29 protein-coding genes, 1 tRNA gene and 1 other RNA gene are annotated in these 22,166 nt (G+C 30.6%); 29 read left to right on the top strand and 2 right to left on the bottom strand.

The window, feature by feature from the left end:
• Window positions 1-5 precede the first annotated feature (5 nt).
• From ACY3IT_RS05445 to ACY3IT_RS05500, 12 genes are all read left to right on the top strand, one after another.
• Window positions 6-158, top strand: a complete 153-nt coding sequence (locus ACY3IT_RS05445; protein ID WP_463081963.1) for a hypothetical protein — start codon at window positions 6-8, stop codon at window positions 156-158.
• Window positions 145-360 carry a helix-turn-helix domain-containing protein gene (locus ACY3IT_RS05450; protein ID WP_463081964.1) on the top strand — a complete coding sequence of 72 codons (216 nt, stop codon included), beginning with the start codon at window positions 145-147 and terminating at the stop codon, window positions 358-360. Before ACY3IT_RS05445 ends, ACY3IT_RS05450 begins: the two co-directional genes overlap by 14 nt.
• Window positions 350-673, top strand: coding sequence for a hypothetical protein (locus ACY3IT_RS05455; protein ID WP_463081965.1), 324 nt, complete (start codon window positions 350-352; stop codon window positions 671-673). The genes ACY3IT_RS05450 and ACY3IT_RS05455 overlap by 11 nt, the downstream gene beginning before the upstream one ends.
• On the top strand, window positions 660-1,346 hold the full coding sequence (locus ACY3IT_RS05460; protein ID WP_463081966.1) for a hypothetical protein: 687 nt from the start codon (window positions 660-662) through the stop codon (window positions 1,344-1,346). Before ACY3IT_RS05455 ends, ACY3IT_RS05460 begins: the two co-directional genes overlap by 14 nt.
• Window positions 1,347-1,527: 181 nt before the next feature.
• Window positions 1,528-2,115 (top strand): ATP-binding protein, encoded by a 588-nt coding sequence (locus ACY3IT_RS05465; protein WP_463083629.1) that lies wholly within the window; start codon window positions 1,528-1,530, stop codon window positions 2,113-2,115.
• On the top strand, window positions 2,116-2,436 hold the full coding sequence (locus ACY3IT_RS05470) for a PDDEXK family nuclease (RefSeq protein ID WP_463081967.1): 321 nt from the start codon (window positions 2,116-2,118) through the stop codon (window positions 2,434-2,436). It abuts the gene before it with no gap.
• Entirely contained in the window at window positions 2,408-2,617 is a 210-nt protein-coding gene (locus tag ACY3IT_RS05475) for a hypothetical protein (protein ID WP_463081968.1), read from the top strand. Before ACY3IT_RS05470 ends, ACY3IT_RS05475 begins: the two co-directional genes overlap by 29 nt.
• Before the next feature lie 69 nt (window positions 2,618-2,686).
• The gene (locus ACY3IT_RS05480; RefSeq protein ID WP_463081969.1) at window positions 2,687-2,896 is read left to right on the top strand and encodes a DUF1659 domain-containing protein; all 210 of its coding nucleotides are present in this window, start codon (window positions 2,687-2,689) and stop codon (window positions 2,894-2,896) included.
• 38 nt (window positions 2,897-2,934) lie between these two features.
• Window positions 2,935-3,168, top strand: coding sequence for a DUF2922 domain-containing protein (locus tag ACY3IT_RS05485; RefSeq protein ID WP_463081970.1), 234 nt, complete (start codon window positions 2,935-2,937; stop codon window positions 3,166-3,168).
• Window positions 3,169-3,253: 85 nt separating this feature from the next.
• Entirely contained in the window at window positions 3,254-3,490 is a 237-nt protein-coding gene (locus ACY3IT_RS05490; RefSeq protein ID WP_463081971.1) for a hypothetical protein, read from the top strand.
• A gap of 8 nt (window positions 3,491-3,498) precedes the next feature.
• Window positions 3,499-3,960: a glycosyl hydrolase 108 family protein gene (locus tag ACY3IT_RS05495; RefSeq protein ID WP_463081972.1), complete on the top strand. Its 462-nt coding sequence runs from the start codon at window positions 3,499-3,501 to the stop codon at window positions 3,958-3,960.
• 18 nt (window positions 3,961-3,978) lie between these two features.
• On the top strand, window positions 3,979-4,149 hold the full coding sequence (locus ACY3IT_RS05500; RefSeq protein WP_463081973.1) for a YvrJ family protein: 171 nt from the start codon (window positions 3,979-3,981) through the stop codon (window positions 4,147-4,149).
• A gap of 78 nt (window positions 4,150-4,227) precedes the next feature.
• Here the strand turns inward: ACY3IT_RS05500 and ACY3IT_RS05505 are convergent, their stop codons facing one another.
• Complete coding sequence (locus ACY3IT_RS05505; protein ID WP_463081974.1) at window positions 4,228-4,461, bottom strand: hypothetical protein; 234 nt, start codon at window positions 4,459-4,461, stop codon at window positions 4,228-4,230.
• Between the two features lie 67 nt (window positions 4,462-4,528).
• On the opposite strand from ACY3IT_RS05505, the gene ACY3IT_RS05510 reads away from it, so the two are divergent.
• The 3 genes from ACY3IT_RS05510 to ACY3IT_RS05520 all read left to right on the top strand — a co-directional run bounded on the left by ACY3IT_RS05510 (window position 4,529) and on the right by ACY3IT_RS05520 (window position 6,388).
• A complete protein-coding gene (locus ACY3IT_RS05510; RefSeq protein WP_463081975.1) occupies window positions 4,529-5,413 on the top strand; it encodes a hypothetical protein in 885 nt (294 codons plus the stop codon).
• Window positions 5,414-5,780: 367 nt separating this feature from the next.
• Window positions 5,781-5,996: a hypothetical protein gene (locus tag ACY3IT_RS05515; protein ID WP_463081976.1), complete on the top strand. Its 216-nt coding sequence runs from the start codon at window positions 5,781-5,783 to the stop codon at window positions 5,994-5,996.
• Window positions 5,993-6,388 (top strand): type II toxin-antitoxin system death-on-curing family toxin, encoded by a 396-nt coding sequence (locus ACY3IT_RS05520; protein WP_463081977.1) that lies wholly within the window; start codon window positions 5,993-5,995, stop codon window positions 6,386-6,388. Before ACY3IT_RS05515 ends, ACY3IT_RS05520 begins: the two co-directional genes overlap by 4 nt.
• A gap of 79 nt (window positions 6,389-6,467) precedes the next feature.
• Here the strand turns inward: ACY3IT_RS05520 and ACY3IT_RS05525 are convergent, their stop codons facing one another.
• The gene (locus ACY3IT_RS05525; RefSeq protein ID WP_463081978.1) at window positions 6,468-7,364 is read right to left on the bottom strand and encodes a tyrosine-type recombinase/integrase; all 897 of its coding nucleotides are present in this window, start codon (window positions 7,362-7,364) and stop codon (window positions 6,468-6,470) included.
• A 116-nt stretch (window positions 7,365-7,480) separates the two neighbouring features.
• Between ACY3IT_RS05525 and ACY3IT_RS05530 the strand changes: the two genes are divergently transcribed.
• The 14 genes from ACY3IT_RS05530 (at window position 7,481) to ACY3IT_RS05595 (ending at window position 22,164) form a co-directional block, all read left to right on the top strand.
• Window positions 7,481-7,556 (top strand) — tRNA-Val (locus tag ACY3IT_RS05530).
• A gap of 615 nt (window positions 7,557-8,171) precedes the next feature.
• Entirely contained in the window at window positions 8,172-10,028 is a 1,857-nt protein-coding gene (locus ACY3IT_RS05535) for a glycoside hydrolase family 127 protein (RefSeq protein ID WP_463081979.1), read from the top strand.
• Window positions 10,029-10,082: 54 nt separating this feature from the next.
• The gene (locus tag ACY3IT_RS05540; protein WP_463081981.1) at window positions 10,083-10,799 is read left to right on the top strand and encodes a zinc ribbon domain-containing protein; all 717 of its coding nucleotides are present in this window, start codon (window positions 10,083-10,085) and stop codon (window positions 10,797-10,799) included.
• A gap of 315 nt (window positions 10,800-11,114) precedes the next feature.
• Window positions 11,115-11,483: RNase P RNA component class A (rnpB, locus tag ACY3IT_RS05545), an RNA gene on the top strand.
• A gap of 170 nt (window positions 11,484-11,653) precedes the next feature.
• Window positions 11,654-12,094, top strand: a complete 441-nt coding sequence (gene mraZ, locus ACY3IT_RS05550) for a division/cell wall cluster transcriptional repressor MraZ (RefSeq protein ID WP_463081982.1) — start codon at window positions 11,654-11,656, stop codon at window positions 12,092-12,094.
• On the top strand, window positions 12,082-12,975 hold the full coding sequence (gene rsmH, locus ACY3IT_RS05555; RefSeq protein WP_463081983.1) for a 16S rRNA (cytosine(1402)-N(4))-methyltransferase RsmH: 894 nt from the start codon (window positions 12,082-12,084) through the stop codon (window positions 12,973-12,975). The genes mraZ and rsmH overlap by 13 nt, the downstream gene beginning before the upstream one ends.
• Window positions 12,972-13,277, top strand: a complete 306-nt coding sequence (locus tag ACY3IT_RS05560; protein WP_463081984.1) for a hypothetical protein — start codon at window positions 12,972-12,974, stop codon at window positions 13,275-13,277. The genes rsmH and ACY3IT_RS05560 overlap by 4 nt, the downstream gene beginning before the upstream one ends.
• Before the next feature lie 21 nt (window positions 13,278-13,298).
• Complete coding sequence (locus tag ACY3IT_RS05565) at window positions 13,299-14,852, top strand: peptidoglycan D,D-transpeptidase FtsI family protein (protein WP_463081985.1); 1,554 nt, start codon at window positions 13,299-13,301, stop codon at window positions 14,850-14,852.
• Window positions 14,849-16,339 (top strand): UDP-N-acetylmuramoyl-L-alanyl-D-glutamate--2,6-diaminopimelate ligase, encoded by a 1,491-nt coding sequence (locus ACY3IT_RS05570; protein ID WP_463081986.1) that lies wholly within the window; start codon window positions 14,849-14,851, stop codon window positions 16,337-16,339. Before ACY3IT_RS05565 ends, ACY3IT_RS05570 begins: the two co-directional genes overlap by 4 nt.
• Entirely contained in the window at window positions 16,329-17,726 is a 1,398-nt protein-coding gene (locus ACY3IT_RS05575; RefSeq protein ID WP_463081987.1) for a UDP-N-acetylmuramoyl-tripeptide--D-alanyl-D-alanine ligase, read from the top strand. Before ACY3IT_RS05570 ends, ACY3IT_RS05575 begins: the two co-directional genes overlap by 11 nt.
• On the top strand, window positions 17,723-18,661 hold the full coding sequence (mraY, locus tag ACY3IT_RS05580; RefSeq protein ID WP_463081988.1) for a phospho-N-acetylmuramoyl-pentapeptide-transferase: 939 nt from the start codon (window positions 17,723-17,725) through the stop codon (window positions 18,659-18,661). The genes ACY3IT_RS05575 and mraY overlap by 4 nt, the downstream gene beginning before the upstream one ends.
• On the top strand, window positions 18,646-20,016 hold the full coding sequence (gene murD / locus ACY3IT_RS05585; RefSeq protein ID WP_463081989.1) for a UDP-N-acetylmuramoyl-L-alanine--D-glutamate ligase: 1,371 nt from the start codon (window positions 18,646-18,648) through the stop codon (window positions 20,014-20,016). Before mraY ends, murD begins: the two co-directional genes overlap by 16 nt.
• A complete protein-coding gene (locus ACY3IT_RS05590) occupies window positions 20,003-21,088 on the top strand; it encodes an FtsW/RodA/SpoVE family cell cycle protein (protein ID WP_463081990.1) in 1,086 nt (361 codons plus the stop codon). Before murD ends, ACY3IT_RS05590 begins: the two co-directional genes overlap by 14 nt.
• Entirely contained in the window at window positions 21,085-22,164 is a 1,080-nt protein-coding gene (locus ACY3IT_RS05595; RefSeq protein WP_463081991.1) for a UDP-N-acetylglucosamine--N-acetylmuramyl-(pentapeptide) pyrophosphoryl-undecaprenol N-acetylglucosamine transferase, read from the top strand. The genes ACY3IT_RS05590 and ACY3IT_RS05595 overlap by 4 nt, the downstream gene beginning before the upstream one ends.
• Window positions 22,165-22,166: the final 2 nt, after the last annotated feature.

Genomic DNA, 22,166 nt, shown 5'->3' on the forward strand with positions numbered 1-22,166 from the left:
AAAAGATGAATGAGTATTTTTTAGATGAGGCAATTGAGTATTTAGAAGGAAAGCTTGGGTATTTTGTTTTCAAAAGTGAAGAAGAAATAATTGATTATATTATGTCAGATGAAAGATTAAAAAATATATTGAGGAGGCTACTTTATGATAGATCTTGAGAAGATTAAAAAGTTAAGGAAGGAGAAAGGAATAAAGATGGGGGATATAGCAAAAGAACTTGGCTATAAATATTACCAAAGCTATTACAGGATAGAAAATGGGAAGAGGAAACCAAGCCTTGATAAACTTTTTAAAATCTCAGAAATTTTGAATATCTCTATTGAAGAATTAATAAAGAAAGGAGAAGAAGATGAAAGATAGACTTTTTAAAATCTTTGATGAAATATTATCTTCTGAGATTTTATATTTCAACATAAATGAAGAGATATTACTTCCTGATAGTATTGGCGATAGCAAAAAGAGTTTAAGGATTGATTTTAGAAAGAAAATTTATGAGAAAAAAATCACAGAGAAGCAATTAAACCTACTAAAGAAGATCCTTGCTAAGGATGAGAATAAAAAGATACTTGTTGATAAATTTCAGATAGACCCAGAGGATATAGAGGATATTTCTTTAGATTTAGCAAAAGAAATTCTTTCATTCTTTATGGAGGAAAGGAATGCCCAAAAATAAAAACTGGTTCAGAGTATATGACAGGATGATATACTCCCCACAAGTCATAGAGCTTTCAGATAGTGAGTTTAGACTTCTTGTATCTTTATGGTGTCTTGCAAGTTCTCATGGAGATGTAGAAGGGGCAATTCCCTACACAATTACAGCATTAAAAAGATTAATCATGCCATATAAAAAAGAGGAAGAAATAAAAGCTATGCTAAATAAACTTATTAGTCTTGATCTTCTTTATATAGATGAAGAAGTCTTAAAAGTATCAAGGTGGAAAACTCATCAATATGATTATGAATCAAAAAATCCTGAGTATGTAAGAGAATACAAGAGAAAATATAGGGAAAGAAAGAAGCAAGAAAATAACAATGATAATGAGGATGTCCGAAATTTGTCCGAAGAATGTCCGAAGGATGTCCGAAGTGTGTCCGAAGAATGTCCGAAGGTAGAAAAGAAAAGAATAGAAAAGAAAAGTAAAGAAAAGAATATTAAAGAAAATATATTTATAAATAACTCATCTGAAAATAAAAATTTTAATCTTTTAGGAGGAGATTATGGAACAACTAAAAGAGAGTTTAGCGAGAATTCCTCTAATAGAGAAGATAGAGAGTTTGAGAGATGGCTTGAAGGAACAGAAGATATCCCTGTCTGCTACATACCCGAAATTTTACGAGAGGGTTAGAGCATTGAATATACCAGAAGAACTTATAAATGAAAATATAAATTTCTTAGAGAAGTATTTTGATGCAGGAGAAGAGATCTTGGAAAGATGTATAAAAAAAGATTGTGAGGGTTGTCTATCTGCTATACCAACATTTGAGCTTTTAGATGGAAAAATCTATCCCACCTATGAGCCATGCAAGATGTATTACTATAGAAAATACAAAGAAAAGCTAAAAGGATTTATTATTGAGATACCTACACATAAAAGCTTCAAAAACTTCACAATCACAAAAGAGATAGAGGGAGCAATAAATCTTGTTAATATTTTTTTATCAAAAGAACTTTTCAAGGAAGGGAAAGGAATATTCTTTTATGGTCCAACGGGAACAGGAAAAACTCATTTATCATATGCCATATTAAATGAGATAAACCAAAAGACTGATACATTTTCATATGCAATATTTGTCCCTGAGTTTGTCCAAAAAATAAGAGATTATTATTCTCAAGGAGATGTTGAGATAAACCCTATACTTGAGATTGCAAAAATTCCTGTACTTCTTGTTGATGATCTTGGAGCTGAAAGATACACTGAGTGGGTGCAGGAGCAAATAGTCCAGCTTTTGGATTATAGATATAGGAATAATCTTTCAACAATTATTACATCAAACTTAAACCTAAAAGAGTTAAGGGATAAAGTAGGTGAAAGAATATATTCCAGAGTGGTTGGGCTTTGCAAACCTATATTAATTTATGGGAAAGACTTTAGAAAGAAACAACAGGATTGGTAGATGGGAAGAAAGAGCAAAAGGAAAGGATACAGGATTGAGCATGAGATAGAGGGGATCCTCAGAGAAAGTGGCATTGTTGCCAAGAGGATCCCTCTTTCTGGAGGATCATGGATTAAAGGAGATATTGCAATGGAATTTCTTGGAAAAGGATATATAGGTGAGGTAAAAGCAAGAAAAGATGGCTTCAAGGAGATTTACAAGTGGATTGAGGATAAAGACTTTTTATTCTTAAGGGCGGATAGAAAAGATTTCTTAGTTGTCATGGATATTAAAACTTTTTTGGAGATTGTAAATGGATATAAAAGCAAAAGAGATAATTGAACTTCTGGATTTAAAAAGTGAATATGAAGAATTTAAAAGAGTGATGGATAAAACTATTGAGAAATTTATCAGTACTGGATATGATGAGGATTTTTTAATCTACAAGCTTAAGGTTTGTTTTAAAAAGAATAAGAATGTAATTTCATTGATATTTTTAAATGCGTATGAAGAGGAGAGGTAATACTACATATTGTGTTATAATAAAAATATATGCTACTAAATTTAGTATTAGAAAGGAGGTGAAAAGTGAATGGCTGTCCAAAGTTTTCCCAGAAATTCCCAGATAGTTTTAAGACTTTCTGAGGATGGAATTGCTTTTAGGTATCTAAGGATAAACAATATTAAATATGATGCAAGCGATCAAGATGTTTACGATGTTGCAGTTGCAATTGGTGGTCTACAAAAATATCCAGTTGTAAATGTAATAAGAACCAATGATGAAGAGCTTGTTGAGGTGTAGTTGCCTGAAAAATTTTATTTGAAAGGAGGTAAAGAAGCTTGGGTGTTGTAAGTTCTCGTAAAGTAATAAGGATGACTTTTCTTGATAGTGGAGGAGAAAGGAATATAATAACTGTTGCAAATCCAAGGGATGATATTACAGAGCAGGATATTTTAAATGTTATGGACTTAATTATCCAGAAAAATATATTTGTAGGAAAATCTGGAGATTTAACTTCAAAATATGATGCAAGAATAGTAGAGACCACTTCCAACGATATCTATAACCCTTAGAATATTATCCTGTTTAAGGGGGTGAGAATTAGGGGGCTTGTGCGAGGACGTGCGATAGCGTGGCCGAGCCAAGCCCCATTTAAAAATGAAAATTGGAGATTTAAAGATTTATTTTAAAAATGATGAGTTAGTTTTTATAGATAAAGATGATAAATTTCTCTTTTCTCTCGGATTTACTGGAGATATAAAAAAACTTCAGGAGGTTTTAAATGATGATCCGAGGAAGATTAAAATATATTTTTCTCTTTTCCCTTTTGGTCTTGGGATTTTTGATTTGTCTTCCCAAAAAACAATTGGGGTTTTGAGGATAAGGCTTTGGTAGGTGATAATATGGCAGAGTTTAATTATGGAATAATAAAAGAGTGGATCCTTGAGATTGAAGGAGGATACGTAAATGATCCAAGAGATCCAGGAGGAGAAACAAAATTTGGGATATCAAAAAGAAGTTATCCAGATCTTGATATAAAGAAAATAACAATTGAAAAAGCAATGGAGATATACAGGAAAAATTTTTGGGATCCTCTACCACTTGAAAATTTACCCTTCTCAGTTGCGTTTGTAATTTTTGATACATCAATAAATACGGGAAAGGAAACTGCATTAGTTTTGATGAAAAATGTAAAGTATGATCCAGTGAAGGAACCCATAAAATTTGTAATGAAATATTTGGGATTAAGAGAGAAATATTACACAAGATTGGCAAATTTTAATTACTTTGGAAGAGGATGGATAAATAGGATTGCGAAGCTTAAAGACAAATTTTTAGAGTTATATGATAAGGAGGTGAGATAGCTGAACGAAGTAAGCGGATTGATACAGATTATTTCAAATGTAGGCTTTCCTGTTGTAGTTGCCCTATATCTTTTAGTAAGAGTAGATAAGACAATTGAGAAGTCTACAGAAGCATTAACAGAATTAACAAAGACAATAATTGAACTTCAGGAACTTATTAAATCTGTTTCCATTAAAGAGAAAGAATGAAATTCATATGAATACAATCATTTTAAAAGCTCACAAGGATAAAAAATCTTGTGGGCTTTTTTTTAATTATAAAAGCTCTTACTTTTTCCACCACTCTTTAAATTTTTCTGCTTTTATCTTTGCTTTTTCAGTTAAAGCTTTTAAAAAGATACTAAAACCTACAAGGAGCAAAACAAGGCTTAAGAAAATACCAATAAATCTCACATAAGCAAGAAGAGGCCAAAAAATTATAATAGCTACAATCATTAACAGGCTTGAAATTGTTATTTTTTTATTTAACTCTTTCTCTTTTTCTTCCAAATCTTCCTTCATGTTAACACTCCCAATATATTATAATTAATAATAAAAAATAAAAGAAAGTTTATTGGAGTAATAGGTAATGACAAGAGAAGAAATGGACAAGATTAATAATCACTATGTACTTTTTATTGATGAAGTTGGTGACTGGAAAAATCCTCTATATATAGTTGGAGGATTAGTATTCAACCTATGTGATTTTTGGGATATCACTACAGAAATTAGAAATGCTAAAAAAGAAATTTTAGGTAAAAAACCACATGAAGAGTTTAAATGGAATGAGTGTACATGTATTGAAAAAAGTAATGAAAAGAATAAACTCAAAGTTAAGGAATATATAGACGTAGCAACGAATATTATTAAAGATAAATCAGAAACTTTTCTTGCTGCTATTGTTGATCTTAAAAGAGTAATATTATGGAATGAATGGAAAGAACAAAAACAAAATGATAACAAAAAGAAATATAAAACAAATCTGGATAAATGGGTAAGAGAAACATGTATGAAAGATTTAATTGATAGGTATCAAAATTGGTTAGAAGAAAACAAGGGTTTAGGACTTATTATTATAGATAGATATCGTGGTCCAACAAAATATGCAGAGTTTGAAAAAGAACATATAGGAGTCTTAACAAGCTTAATTTATGATGGATCTAAATATAGAGAGAATTATTGTAACATTATTCCGCCATTGTTTGCAAATTCGGAGTTTTATGCTCTATTTGATATAAATGATTATGGACTTGGTGCATTTAGTTATGTTTTAAGACAACTCTATGATAAAAAGGAAGATTCTATTTACTATGAGCAAACTTTAAAGTTATACCAAGTAGTATTAGATAAAGTAAGAAAATCAAAAGACGGGAAAATATGGGGTTATGGTCTTATAGATATTCCTAAAAATTTTAAGCCATTATTAAGAAATGTCATTAGTGAAGATGTACTTTACAATGTTATAAAAATATGAAGCCGGTGGGTTAATACACCCAACAGGATCACCCTGCCACCTATAGGTGCCCGGCCCTAAAATATTATATCATATTTAAAATTATGATGCGACAGCTCAGCCTCGCTTACGCTCGTTTTTGCTCTCGCAACTTTTTTAAATCTTTTCCCACCCTCCACCCTAATTTCAAATGCTTCGTTTCACTCCGCATTTCAAATTCTGCTCGCTTTGCTCGCAGTGTTTTTTCTCTCGCTCATGCTCGCCCTTGACCCTCGCTTTTGCTCGGACTATCCGCTCGCATAAGCTCGCTTCAAAAACAATCTATTCCCACCCACCACCCCAAAAGACAAAATTTGTGTTAAAATAATGGAATGAAGGAGGAAAAATTATGAAGTATCTCGGAATAGTAAGAAAAGAAAATAATATACTTTTTATGCCTGAAGGTTTTAAAGAGAAGGATAAAACCTATGAAGCTTTAGAGATTGAAGGAGTTATTATTTTAATCCCCTCACCTATAGATAAAGAAAGACTTTCTCATATAGAAAAGCTAATAGATGTATCTATAAATGAACATCGCAAATCCCTTGAGGATCTTGCTAAGTGAATTTTATTACCCTTGAAGAAATTCTATTGATCCATGAAAAGGTAGTTTTAGAAACTGGTGGGATTTTTGGCATTCTAAATTTTGAAGCAATAAAATCATCCTTAGAAAGACCCTTTTCGTCTTTTGAGGGAAAAGAGTTTTATCCTGATTTATGGCACAAAGTAGCTGTATTAATTCATAGTATTATCTCTTATCACCCTTTCATAGATGGAAATAAAAGAACAGCTCTTGTTGCTGGTGATGTATGTTTAAGGTTAAATGGATATAGGATAAGACCATCGGAAGAGGTAGAAAAATTCTTTTGGGAAATAGCAAGGGGAGAAAAGAGTATAGATGATATTGCAAAATGGTTGCAAGAAAACTCTGAGCCATGGGAAGAAAGAACAAAATAGGAAGGCGAGAGCGAGCAAATGCGAGCTGTCGCCCAAAAAATAATTGGCTTTGAGATTGCGAAAGCAATCTGAAAGCCAATTAATATCTCTCCATTCTATCCACCGGACTAAATTTCATCATGGCTTCCTGTATTTGCCTTCCTCCCATATGAACATAGATCATGCATGTTGTGATATCAGAATGTCCCAGAATTTTCTGAAGTGTAAAAACATCTCCACCATTTCTAATGAAATTTGTTGCAAAGGTATGCCTTAATGTGTGAGGTGAGCATCTTACTCCTGTTATTCCTGCCTTCTTTGCAAGTCTTTCAATGACCCTTTCAATCCCTCTTTTATTTAGAGGATCACCTTGTCTTGTGATAAATACTCTATCCTCATATGGGAAATGTCCTCTCATCTTTATCCATTTTGCCATCTCTTTTAATAATGTCCTTCCCATATAAACTTCTCTGTCTTTTCCGCCTTTTCCATCTCTGATCAGGATGCTTTTCTTATTAAAATTAATATCTTGTAGCTTGAGATTAATTAATTCAGAAAGCCTTATTCCAGTATCAAGAAATGTAATCATCATTACGTAATTCCTGAAGCCTTCCCATGTTTTTTTATTACATGCTTTTAAAAGAGCAAATACTTGTTCATCATTCAGTACATAAGGATACTGTTTTGGGAGCTTTGGCTTTTTAATCTTTTTAGACAGATCCTCATCAATATATCCTTCCTCATGAATAAAATGTAAGAATGTTTTAATTGCTCTTATATGGCAATCAATTGTTGTTGGTTTTAATCCTCTTTTTTGTAATTGTGCGATATATCTTCTAATTTCCAGAATATTGAGGTTTTCAAAAGAGAGAGAATTAATAAATGGAGTAAGCATATCTTTATACCAAGATAATGTTTTTTGTTTTTTTCCATTTACTTGAGAGAATAAAATAAAATCATCAAACAATTTTTTCAGTGTAATATCTAATTTTTTCATTGTTCGCCTGACTCATTAAAAACTGAGATTTCAGAAGAATATTTAATTAAATATCTAAAATTTAAAATTTTATTGACAAAAATTTCTTTTTGTATTACTTTATCATTAGCAAGCTTGGGCGGATAGCTCAGTGGTTAGAGCGCCTGCTTCACACGCAGGAGGTCGTAGGTTCAAATCCTGCTCCGCCCACCATTTTTAATTAATATTGACCCAAATCTGATCCATATTTTCTATTCTTAATTTTTTATATATTAGAATGAGTAGAAAGAAGTTAAAAAATACCGTATTTGTTGGTTTCATGGGTAATGGAAGTGTAGGAATTATAATTTCTACAAAGAGTTAAAAATAAACTTAAAGATTTGATAAAAATGTGCCTGAAATAAATAAAGAAAATAGTGATACAGATAATGACTATTAAAGCGAAAACATATTTTTCTATAGGTAAAACAATTTGAATTGAAAGACTTATTAGATAAAATCAAAGCTGTTCTTAATTAAGAAGACCCATTATTTCTTTTATAAGAGCAGTAACGATTGTGAACATAGAAAAAATATCTAAAAATAAAAGTTTCAAAGTTAACTCATACTAAAATATCAGATATAGATGAGGACATGTGATTTTAAATCATATATATGGAATAGCTAAGCTTTTCTTAGAAAAAAAGAGTTCTTTTAGTGAGATCATAGAAAGGTTACCTGAAGTTTTTTAATCCTCTTTTTGACAAGACTTTGGAAAAACGTAAAATAATTAAAGAGAAAACTAATAAAATTTTCCAAATATATTAATAATATAAGGTGGGCGAAAAGATGAATAGAAGTTTTGTAATTGATACTACAAAGAGTCCATATGCGAAATTAAAGACAATACCTATATCCTCTGTAAAGGTATCTGGTTTTTGGGGGAAAAGAATAATAATACTACACGATGTTACCTTACCAGAGCAATATAGACTATTAGAAGAGACACAAAGATTGTACAACTTTAGAAGAGCAGTGGGAAAAGTAGAAAGGGACTATTTTGGCTTTTTCTTTAATGATACAGATGTATATAAATGGCAAGAAGCAGTATCATTTTCCTTTGCATCTTATGGAAGAGATGAAAATTTAGAAAAGATATTAGATCAAACCATAGAGGAAGTAGCAGAAACCCAAGATGAAGATGGATATTTAGATACCTACTTTACCTTTGAAAGAAAAAAGGACAGATGGACAAACCTAAAAGACATGCATGAACTATATTGTGCAGGACATTTAATACAAGCAGGAATAGCGCATCACAGAACATCGGGAAAAGATACTTTGTTAAACATTGCAAAAAGATTTGCAGACCATATAGACCATGTATTTGGGCCAGGCAAAAAAGAAGGCACATGTGGACATCCCGAGATAGAGATGGCACTTGTAGAACTATACAGAGAGACAGGAGATAAAAGATACTTAAATCTTGCAAAATTCTTTATAGATGAAAGAGGAAAAGGACTAATAGGCGGAGAAACATATCACATAGACCACAAATCATTCAGAGAACTCACTGAAATTGTGGGGCATGCAGTAAGAGCCTTATATCTAAACTGTGGGGCTACAGATCTCTATTTAGAGACAGGAGAAAAAGAGCTAATGGAAGCGTTAGAAAGATTATGGAAAAATTTTGTAGAAAAGAAGATGTATATAACAGGAGGTGCAGGAGCAAGACATGAAGGAGAAGCCTTTGGAGAAGAGTACGAACTACCAAATGATACAGCATATGCAGAGACATGTGCAGCAATAGGAAGTTTCATGTGGAATTTTAGGATGCTACTTGCAAAAGGAGAAGGAAGATTTGCAGATATAATGGAACAAACATTATACAATGGATTACTATCAGGAATATCTCTAAATGGTAAAGAATACTTTTATGTAAACCCATTAGAAAACAATGGAGAACACATAAGAAAGCCATGGTTTGCATGTGCCTGTTGTCCACCAAACATAGCAAGATTAATAGCATCAATACCGGGATATTTTTATACTACATCAGAAGAAGGAATATGGGTTCATTTATATGGAGAGAATGAAGCCCAAATTCCATGGAGAGATAAGGAGGTAAGGCTCATAGAAAAGACTAATTATCCGTGGGAAGGGAATATAGAATTTGAAATAAAAACAGAAGGAGAATACAAAATCTTTTTAAGGATACCGAGCTGGGCAAAAGGCTACACGATAAAGATAAATGGAAATCATTTAAATACAAAGGAAATAAGAAATGGATATATAGAAATAGAGAATCAATGGAAAGAAGGGGACAAAATAAATTTAAGATTACCCATGGAGATAGAAATAATAGAGAGTCATCCAAAGGTAAAAGACAATATAGGGAAAGTAGCGATAAAGAGGGGACCAATAGTTTACTGTATGGAGCAGGTTGACAATTCATGGGGTGATCCAAGATACATGGAAATTTCTGAGTATAATTTAAAAGCAGAGCTATCAGAGATTCTTGGAGGGATAGTTACGATAAAAGGCAAGGGAAAGATTATAAACAGTAGAATTTGGGAGAGCAATTTATATTTACCGAAGGAAGAAGTAGAAAAAAACAAAAAAGAGGTAGAATTTATAGCCATACCGTATTATGCATGGGCAAATAGAGAAAAAGGTCCTATGACAGTTTGGATAAGAAAAGGATAGATTATAATAAAATGATATACTTTATATAAATAAAAAAAATTTTAGGGAGAAGGTATGAGGAGAGAAATAATACCAAGTTTACTAGAAATCCAAGAATTAATATTACAACTAAGAGATTATGAAAAAAGGCTTAAAAATTTGGAATTAGAATTTGAAAACTATCTCAATGAAAATCTTAAGTTGATTAATGACAAAGAGGAAGAGTTAAGAAAGATCATTGATGATTTTAAGTTAATTAGAGATCAGCAAAAGGAAAAGGAAGATAAGGTTGTAATATATAGGGAAAAACTATCTCAGGAGGAAAAAAGAAGCTTAACTTTAAAAAATCCTAAAGAGGTGATGCATATTGAAAAGGAAATTGAAAATCTAAAGAAACAAATTAATAATCTTGAAGATGAAATATTAAATTTAATGATTCAGTCAGAAGAAATAGATTTAAGGAAAAAACATGTAAGTTTAGAATTACAAAAAATGAGAGAAGAGTTTGAAAACAATAAGAAAATATTAGAAAATGAGATAAATTTAGTTAAAGATGAGATAAGGAACTTATCTGATAATATTTCTGAAAAAAGGTCTAAGATACCTGAGCAAGATTTGATTGAGTTTGACAATTTATTAAAATCTAAAAATAGTAGAGCAATTGCCAGAGTTATAAATAAAGAAATATGTGAAGGCTGCAGACTTTCGATACCTAAAGCTGTTTTAGAAAAGGTTAAAAAAGGTGATATTGTAAATTGTCCAAATTGTGGTAGAATTTTATGGTTGGAATAATATTATTAAGGTAGGAAATTTATGGAATTAATATTATTATTACTTTTTGCAATCTTGATATTGTATATAGGTGATAGAGTTATTAAATATTTAACAACTCCTCGATGTCCTAATTGTGGTAAAGTTTTGAATGTACATTACAAATTAATCAAAGCTCCAACAACTATTGAGGATGGAATAGAAGAAAAGACTTTATACTGTGAATGCGGATACGAAAGGAAAGTAACATATAAAGTTCCTTACTGGAAAATAGTTAGGAAAGAAGGACTTAGAGGTTTTGAAGTTGTACCTTGGACTAAGTTGTATGAGGGGGAAGAAGTAGACCAGGCAACCGCGGAATCGAAAGATTCCGAGGAAAGTCCGAACACCACAGGGCAGGGTGCTGGGTAATACCCAGTCAGGGTAACCTGAAGGATAGTGTCACAGAAAACAGACCGCCCATATAAGGTTAATGAAAATTCTTATATGGGTAAGGGTGAAAAGGTGAGGTAAGAGCTCACCAGCAGGAAGGGTGACCTTCCTGGCTTGACAAACCCCACCCGGTGCAAGGCCAAATAGGAGGGGTTGAGGTGGCCCGCTGACCCTCGGGTTGGCCGCTTGAGGTAAGGAGTAATCCTTACCCTAGATAGATGGTTGCCGCCCCTAAAAAGGGGAACAGAATTCGGCTTATGGTCTGCTTCTTCCCTCTTAGTGTTTATTAAACAAAACTTGAACAAAAGTTAGGCATTAATTTAACCAGTTTTAATAAACCCTTATTACATCATATTTAACTCTTATTTCTATTTGTTAAGGATTACATTGTATAATTGTGTAAAAAGGTGGTAAAAAGTGGAAATCTTGTGGGGGATATTAAATTGTTTTGTGGGGAATATCATTATTCTTTAGATGAGAAAGGGAGGATAGTTATACCTACAGTTTTTAGACAAGTATTAGGAGATACTTTTTATATAACAAGAGGCTTTGAAAAATGTTTAAACATTTATACTATTGTGGATTGGAATAATTTCTCAGAGATAATAAGTAGTTTTTCTCCTACGGATGATTATATAAGAAGATTATGTAGGTTTTGGTTTTCAGGCTCTGTACAAGTTACAACAGATAAGTTGGGCAGGATTCTTATTCCCTCTTTTCTTATCGAATATGCCCAACTAAATAGAGATGTGGTGATTGTAGGGGCTGGTAGACATATAGAGATTTGGGCAGAGGAAAAGTGGAAAGAAATTAATAAAGAAGAAGATTTGATTAATAATATGAACGAAATAAATGAAAAGATAAAGGACTTATGGAAGAGATAGAAATTATACATAAGCCAGTTATGCTAGATAAAGTTTTATATTACCTTAAGGTAACACCTGGAAAAATCTACATTGATGCTACTTGTGGACTTGGGGGACATAGTAGTGCCATATTGAGAGAATTAAATAGATCAGGGTTACTGATAGGTATAGATAGAGACATAGAAAGTTTAGAAATAGCTAAAAATAGGTTGAAAATTTATGGAGATAATTTTGTACTTTTTAATACAACGTTTGATAGAATTCCAGAAGTTTTAGAAAAGCTAAGTATAGCTAAAGTTGATGGTATCTTATTTGATCTTGGTTTCTCATCATATCATATAGAGAAAAGCAAGAGAGGTTTTTCCTTTCAAAGGCCTGAGGAACCTTTGGATATGAGATTTTCTAAAGATGACTCTTTAACAGCTGAATATATTTTGAATAATTTTTCTGAAGAGGAACTTGCAGAAATTTTTTACAAATATGGTGAGGAACCCAATGCCTACAAAATAGCAAGGAAAATAGTAGAAAGAAGAAAAATAAAACCCTTAAAATATGTGGGAGATTTGTTAGAAGTTATAGGGAAAAATATCCAAAATTATAAAAAGCATCCTGCAACCCGTATATTTCAAGCATTGAGAATAGCTGTAAATAGAGAATTAGATCTTTTAGAAAGGTCTTTAGAAATTACATCTCATATTCTTAATCCACAAGGAAGAATTGTAGTTATAACCTACCATTCCTTGGAAGATAGAATTGTAAAAAATTTTTTAAAGAACAACAGAGATAAATTTGAAATTATTACTAAAAAGCCAGTAGTACCCTCAAAAGAAGAGATTGAAAATAATAAGAGGGCAAGGAGTGCAAAGTTGAGAGTGGGGGAAAGGAGGGTGGAAAGTTGAAACAATTTTTAGTAATTATATTGTTTTTTTTAGTGTTTTTAAGTACAGTTTTTTTAAATGTAAAAGTTTCAGCTCTTAAAAGTGAAATAGCAAAAATAAACAGAGAAATAGATAACTTAGAAAAAGAAAAAGTATACTTGGAAACAAAGATTCAATCATCTTTAAGTATTAAAAATATAGAAACTAAGGCTCAAAAATTAGGTTTAACTTATCCTAAAAATGTGGTAGAAATAAAAGTTTATAATGGTAGCGTGGCAGAGGTAATAAGGGAGAAGTATTATGCAGCTTCTTTAGAACAATAAATATGGTAATATAAATTGTTTATGAATATTATAAGAGCACGAATATTCTTAACTTTTTGGATTATAACAATTTTTTTCATTGAAATATTTATCATTATACTCCAGTTAGGAGGGGGTATATCTTACTCTCAAACAAGGACAAAAGACAGGGGGATTATATTAGATAGGAATGGGGAAGAGATTGTATTTAATGTTAAAAGGAAATCTTTAGCTATTAATCCTAAAGGCATTGAAAGTAAAGAGAGAAAAAAAATAATATCCATACTTTCCAATAATCTTAAACTTTCTTCAGATGAACTTTACAAAAAGATAGATCTTCCATATGAATTTGTTTGGATTAAAAGAATGCTCTCTGATGAAGATGTCAAAAGAATAGAAAAATATGTTGATAATAAAAAGATTATTTTAATAGATGAACCTTATAGGACTTATCCTATAGGAATAGGAATTTCAAATCTTATTGGTTTTGTCGGAGTTGATAACCAAGGACTATCGGGATTAGAGGCATATTTTGATTCTTATTTAAGAAATGGATATAGTATTTATCTTACTATAGATAAAAATCTTCAAGAGCTTTTGACTATGTATTTAAGAGAATACATGAAAGAGTATAATGCAGATAATGCTTTTGGTGGAATTATGGATTTAAATACAGGAGAAATTATTGCCCTAACTACTCTTCCTGAAATTGATTTAAGTAGAAATCTTGATGAAATAATAGAACAGAATAATAGATTTAGAAATCTTTTAAATACTGTTTTAGAACCTGGATCTCTCTTTAAAGTAGTTACAACTGCTATTGCCTTAGAAGAAAAATTGGTAGATGTAAATTTTTCTGTTTATTGTAAAGGAGAAGAAATAATTGACGGTTATAAAGTAAGATGTACAGAGCATCATGGATTAGTAAATATAGAAGATGCTTTAGTTAGATCCTGTAATATATATTTTTATTATTTAGCAAAAAAAATACCTGCATCTATCTGGGAAAAATATTTTAAACTCTTAGGGTTAGATTCTGATATACCGTTAGATGTGAAGATATTTTCTGGAGATACAATTTTACCTGATGTTAAAAGTAGTATTGTTATGCATGGTACGTTAGGTTTTGGACATGGTATTGGTATGACACCTTTGAAAATGTTATGGACTCTTAGTTTTGTAGGAAATGATGGGTTTTTAGTAAAACCTAAACTAATCAAAAAGATAGAAAATAATGGTAAAACTATATATACGTCTAAATCAGAAATATACAGACAAGTTTTTTCTAAAGATACATCTCTGCAGACATTAAATTATATGTTTCAAGTGGTAAAAAGAGGAACGGCAAATATCCTAGCTGATTTAAATTATAAAATAGCTGGAAAAACAGGAACTGCTCAAGTTTCCGGTAAATTTGGATATACATCTTATTATAATCACTTTTTCTTAGGTTATCTCTTTTTAGATGATAAAAAATATTGTATTCTTGTTATGTTAGATAAGCCAAAGAAAGGTAGGTTTGCAAGAGAAACAGTAGTACCTATATTTGGTGAGATTGTTAATAAACTCTCTATATATGGGAGGTTAATAAATTGAAAAATTTGCAGGATATATTAGGTTATCTTAAAGAAGAAATAATTGATATTATGGGAAGTACTTCTCTATATATTGAAGGTATTAGTGTAGATTCAAGAAAGGTTAAAAATGATTATGTATTTTTTGCTTTGCCTGGAACTAAAGATGATGGGAAAAAATATATTGATCATGCAATATCAAATGGTGCTAAAGTAATCTTTTACAATGGTGATTTAAATTATGCAATAAAAGATGGTATAACTTATATTAAAGTAAATGATATATTCAAAGTTCTTGGGATTTTTTCTTCTTCTTTTTATGATTTTCCAAATAAACATTTAAAGATATTTGGAGTTACGGGTACTAATGGAAAGACTACTACTGCGAATTTAATCTACCATTATTGGAAATCAAAAGGTAAAAAATCAGGCCTTATAGGTACTATAGATTATAGAATAGATGATGAGATCTATCCTTCCAATTTTACAACCCCACAGCCTCATGAACTACAGGAACTTCTAAGGAAGATGGTAGATAAAGAAATAGAATATGTTTCTATGGAAGTATCATCTCATGCTTTAGCTCTTAAGAGAATTGAAGGATTAGAATTCAAAGGTGTTATATTTACCAACCTAACTCAAGATCACTTAGATTTTCATAAAACTATGGAAGAGTATTTTAATTCAAAGATGAAAATCTTTGATTATTTAGAGCAGGATGGCTTTGGAATTATAAATAAAGATAATGAATGGACAGGAAAAATAAATCTAAAACATAAAAAAATTTATTGGGTGTCTCTATATGATGAGAAGGCGGATATAGTCCTTAAAAAAGTTTTTGTAGATAAAAAAGGAATGTTCATAGAAGCTATTACTCCTAAAGGTCAAATAGAATTATCTACCAAGTTAAGAGGAAAATTTAATATTTATAATCTTCTTTTTGCGGTAGGTTTATTAATAGCAAGTGGTGAAAACTTAGATGATATTGGTAAATATTTAGCTACTTTTAAAGGGGTAAAGGGAAGATTAGAGTTTATAGAAGAGGGGCAAAATTTTGATGTGATTGTTGATTATGCTCATACACCAGATGGATTACTGAATGTTCTTGAGACAATTAAGGAGTTTACTAAAGGGAGGATAATTGTGGTATTTGGATGTGGTGGAGATAGAGATCTTACAAAGAGAGATAAAATGGGTGAAATATCTGCTAAATTATCTGATTATGTGATAATAACTTCGGATAATCCAAGAACTGAGGATCCTTTAAAAATCATTAGGGACATAGAGGCAGGAGTCAAAAGAGTTGGTTTTAGAAATTATGAGATTATAGAAAATAGAGAAGAAGCAATAAAAAAAGCCATAGAAATAGCAAAAGAAAACGATACTGTGCTAATTGCAGGTAAAGGACATGAAAACTATCAGATTATAGGAACTCAGAAATATCCATTTAGTGATCAAGAAGTAGCAAGAAAATATATAAAGGGGCGCTTATCAGGGCATGAAGATTAATCTTACTGTAGAAGAAATGCTAAAAGCTACAAAGGGAATCCTAATTAAAGGGAATTTGAAAGACGTAGTAAATAGTGTCTCTATAGATTCGAGAACAATTAAACCTGAAGATCTATTTATACCTTTAAAAGGAGAGAAATTTGATGGACATGATTTTATAAACGATGCAATAAGAAAAGGTGCAAAAGGCTTCATCTTTAGTAGGGATTTGGAGATTCCAGTGGAAGAAGTAATTGTTATAAAGGTAAAAGATACTCTTATAGCCTTACAAAATTTAGCAAATTATTATAGGAAAAAGATTAAGGCAAAGGTTATCGGAGTTACAGGTAGTAGCGGTAAGACTACTACTAAAAATTTAATTGGTGAATTGTTAAGTAAGATAGGAAAAGTTAATATAAGTAGAGAAAATTATAATAATGAAATTGGAGTTTCACTAACTATATTGGAAACGGAAATAGATACGAATTTCTTAGTTTTAGAAATGGCTATGAGAGGTAAAGGACAGATTAGAGAATTAAGTAAAATTGCAGAACCTGATGTAGGAATCATAACCAATATAGGTTGGGCTCATATTGGAATTTTAGGTTCTAGAGAAGCGATTATGGAGGCAAAAGCTGAGATTTTTGATTATATTAATGATCAAGGTTATGCAATTTTAAATAGAGATGATGACTTAAGTATGCGGATTTTTGAAAATTTAAAATTAAATAAATATACCTTCGGGTTTAGTGAGGATAGTAATATAAGAGGAAAAATTTTGGATAAATTAGATGATAAAGTAAGAATGTCTATAGGTTTTCCAGATAAATCAGAGATTGAGATCTTACTACATTTATATCCATTAAACATATATAGAAATGTCCTTTCTGCTTTTGGAGTATTGTGGATATTTTCTCCCAAATCTGTAAATAATTTTTCTTTTGTCAATTATGATTTGTCATTACCCAAACAGAGGTTGAACACTAAAATTACATATAAAGGGATTAAAATTATTGATGATACATATAACGCAAATCCTGATTCTGTTAAAACAGCAATTGAGTACTTAGATATATTGCCTTCATCTGGTAGGAAAGTCCTATTATTAGGGGATATGTTAGAACTTGGGGAATATAGCATTTCTGCACATAAAGAAGTAATAAAACATGCTATAGACAAGGATTTTTATTATTTATTATTTTATGGCGAAGAGTTTAGTAAGGCTATTGATGATATGAAAGCTGAATTAAAAGATATTTTTGATTCTAAAATTTTTTATACGAAAGATGAAAGAGAGATAAAGGGTTTTTTAAGAAAAATTTTGAGACCTTATGACATTATTTTAATTAAAGGTTCAAGGGCTATGAAAATGGAAAATTTCGTTAAGTTCATTGAGGAGGAAATATGAAAGAACTATTATTTTTCAGTATTGTATCTTTCATATTTTCATGGTTTTTTTTAAATTACTGGATTAAACTTCAAAAGAATAAACAAATAGGCAAATATATTAGAAAAGAAGGACCTTCATCTCATTTTTCTAAATCAGGAACTCCTATAATGGGAGGATTAATTTTTATAATTATTTCATTACCCTTTTTGTTTATAAAAGAAACCTTTTTTATCTCTTTATCCACCATACTTTTCGGATTATTAGGACTTATAGATGATTTAAAACTACTCAGAAATAAAGATTATGGAATAAGACCTCTTAAAAAAATATTTCTATCTTTTGCTTTAACCTTGATACTGCTCTTTGCTTATGGTTTATTTTTTACTACAGATTATAAGATAAGTTGGGGCTCATACACTCTATTTAACTCAAGAATTATTTACTTTATATTATTTTTTTGCCTCTTTATCGCAGTACCTAATGCAGTTAATTTGACTGATGGTCTTGACGGACTAGCAGGTGGGACTACTTTAATTACTTTTTTAACCTTTTTAATTTATAAGTTTTCTTATACTTCCTTACAAATAAGCATATATATAGGTGTTATTATAGCATCTATCTTAGCCTTTCTTTGGTACAATATGCATCCTGCTGAAATATTTATGGGAGATGTGGGTGCTTTTTCCTTAGGAGGAGCAATTTCTGCCTTAGCTGTAACAAAAAAGGTAGAACTTTTAATGATCTTTTTAGGAGGTATTTTTTTAATAGAATCTTTGTCCGTCTTTATACAAGTATTCTTTTATAAATGGAAAAGGAAAAGAATCTTTTTGATGAGTCCTCTCCATCATCACTTTGAGTTAAAAGGATGGAAAGAAACAAAGATAGTAGCAAGATTTAATATAATTCATATCATTATGATTGTAGGAGGAATTATTTTATGGATGTTAATTTAAATTTTAAAAAAGCTTTAGTTTTAGGGCTTGGTATAAGTGGTTTGAAGATTGCAGAATTTTTAAAAAATGAAGGCATAGATGTAATTGTAAATGATTATAAAAAAGAAGATAGTTTTAAAGATGTGATCCCTTTGCTTAAGGAAAAAGATATAGATTTCTTCTTTGGAGATCATCCGGTAGAACTTTTACAAGATATTGATTTATTAGTGTTAAGTCCTGGTATCCCGAAAACAAATCCTATTTATCAAGAAGCTATAAAAAGAAACTTAAAAATTGTTGGAGAAATAGAACTTGCTTATTGGTTTGCAAAGGTGCCTATTATTGCTGTGACTGGAACCAAGGGAAAATCAACAACTACTACTTTAATAGGGGAGATCTTAAATGGAGCAAAGATAGATAATGTGGTGGCTGGTAATATAGGCTTACCATTTATAAGTGTTGTAAAAGATCTTGATAAAGGTTATTTTGTATTAGAAGTAAGCAGTTTTCAGTTAGAAGATATTGAGAGTTTCAGACCTTACATATCGGTTTTTACAAATATTTATCCTGATCATTTAGATAGATATGGTAGTATGAATGAATATATAGAAGCAAAAGAAAGAATTTTTATGAATCAACAAGAAGAAGATTTCGCTATTTTAAATTATGATCAAGATATTATTAGAGAAGTAGCCAAAAAGTACCCCGTAAATAAACTATACTTTAGTGAAAACCCAATTAAAGAGTACGGCATATATTTCGATAAAAATAAACTTATTTATCATACAGAGAACAAAAATGGTTTTATGAATCCCTCTCCTAATGGGTTATGGAATAGTATTTTACTAAAGAATTTTATGGCTGCATCTTTAGTAGGATTGATTCTTGGTATAGATGAAAAAGTTATTGAAGATGTGGGAAATAGGTTTAAGGGAATACCTTTTGCTTTGGAAAAAGTAGATACCGTAAATGGAAGAGTATTTATTAATGATTCAAAGGCTACTAATCCAATTTCAACTATATTGGCTATAAAAAGTATTAATGCAAGTATCGTATTAATATTGGGTGGAAGAAATAAAAATTTTGATTTTACTGAGCTTTTTGAAAGTATAAAACAAAATGGCAATGTAAAGCATGTAGTTCTTATTGGAGAAACTAAAAATATAATGAGAGATTTAGCTAAATCTTATAATATATCATATGAGGAAGCAAATACATTAGAGGAAGCTGTTAAAAAGGCTTATTATTTATCAGATTTTGGTGATGTAGTATTACTTTCTCCTGCTTGTGCAAGTTTCGATATGTTTGAGAATTATAAAGAGCGAGGTAAAGCTTTTAATAAGATAGTTGAGAGATTAAAAAATGAAAAGATATGATAGAATGATATTTATTTTATCATTGCTACTTTCCCTTATTGGGCTTCCAGTAATTCATACAGCGAGCTGGAAGTGGGCAAGTATTTCGCTCAATAACCCTTCTTATTTTTCTAAACACCAATTGATTTATTTACCTTTAAGTATTGGAATTGCATTTTTTGTATCTATAATCCCAATAAATTTTTGGAAAAAGTTTTCTTTTCCTTTCTTAATATTAGGTTTTTTAGGATTAATATTAGTTTTTATACCACCTTTTGGGAAAGTCTCAAGAAATGTTGCACGTTGGATTGAAATAGGGCCTATTCAGATTCAACCAATAGAGATAATGAGGTTTACATGGATTATTTTTCTTGCTCAATTTTTATCTTTAAATAAGGATAAAAAATTAGAAAACATAAGGTTAATATGGATAATGTTTTTTTTATTTTTAATAGCTTTTCTTCTATATCTTCAACCTAATGTGAGTATGCTAGTATTATTTTCTCTTTCAACCTTTATAATCCTCTTTATTTCTAATATGGATTATAAACAAACCACGTTTCTGGCTTTAATCTTGATCCTTTTTATTGGTATCTCAATATTAACTGGTGACTATAGGAAGCAGAGAATAGTTATGAGTGGATCAATTTTCCCCCTTTTTTCCACTTATCAGCAAAGTCAAGCTTTAAATGCAATAAAAGATGGAGGATTATTTGGAAAGGGTTGGGGTAGAGGTAGCTTGAAATTTTATATTCCAGAAGCATATAATGATTTCTTGTTACCAGTAATCTTTGAGGAAGGAGGATTAGTAGCTGGTACTTTTATTATTTTTATTTATGTTTTGTTAGTTTTAACTATATTTTATTTATCTTTAAATATTTCGAAAAAAGATCTTTTTAGTGGGTTATTAAGTATTGGAATATTAGTTTTTTGGAGTATTGAAATTATTTTAAATATATTAATGAATATAGGTCTTTTACCTGTTATGGGTTTACCATTACCTTTTTTAAGCTTTGGGGGTTCTGCTCTAATAGTTAATTGGGCTCAAGTAGGATTATTAATGAAACTTGGAAGTATGGGTGATAGAAAATGATTAGTTTAGTTTTTGCTGCTGGAGGAACAGGTGGGCATGTGATACCAGCCATTAATATGGCCGATTTTATTATTAGTAAAGCACCCCATTGGAAAATTATCTTTATAGGAAGAGAAAATAGTTTAGAAGAAAGACTTATAGTTGGGAAATATCAATTTTATGGTCTTCCACTTAATAGAAGTACAGAATTAAAATCTATAAAGTTTTTATCCTCGGTGAAAAAAAGTATACATATTTTAAATGAAATAAAACCTGATCTTTTAATAGTATTTGGAAGCTATATTACAGTTCCAGTTTTGATCTCTGCTATTATTAGAAGATATCCTTTTTGGCTTCATGAGCAAAATGTTATTCCAGGAAGAGTAACTAAATTGTTTACCCCCTTTTCAACAGGTGTAGCAGTTACTTTTTCTGACACAAAAAAATATTTGGGAGATAGATCAAAAATTTTTGTAACTGGTAATTTTATAAAAACTGAATTATTGACTTTAGATAAAGAGAATTGTAAAAAAGAATTAGGGTTTCAAACAGATAGAAAACTTCTTCTGATTACTGGAGGAAGTCAGGGGGCAAGGATGATAAATATGGTAGTAAAAGAGATTATTCCTCAGCTTTTAGAGAATGGTTGGCAGGTACTTCATCAAATAGGTGAAAAAAATTATGTAGAATTTGTAAAAGATATTCCCCTTGAAGAATGGGTCAACAAGGGATATAATCCTGTTCCTTTCATAAAAAATATGGAGATTGCAATAAGGGCATCAGATCTTGCTATAAGTAGGGCTGGTGCTACAACCATTTCTCAGTTTTTGGTAGCAGGTTTGCCTGCCATATATATTCCTTATCCATATGCGAAAGATAATCACCAAATATATAATGCAGAATTTGTAGTTAAGAGGGGAGGGGGAGAGATAATTTTTGAAAAGGATCTTAATCATGATCTACTTTTTAAACATATTATGAATTGGGATGATAATAGGCTATTAGAAGCTTCTAGTGCTTGTATTTCAATTTCTAATCCTTATGGTAGAGAATATTTTTGGAATTTGATTTTAGAGACATTAGAAGGGAGGAACTAAAT

It is taken from the genome of Dictyoglomus sp. GBS, assembly GCF_055179815.1.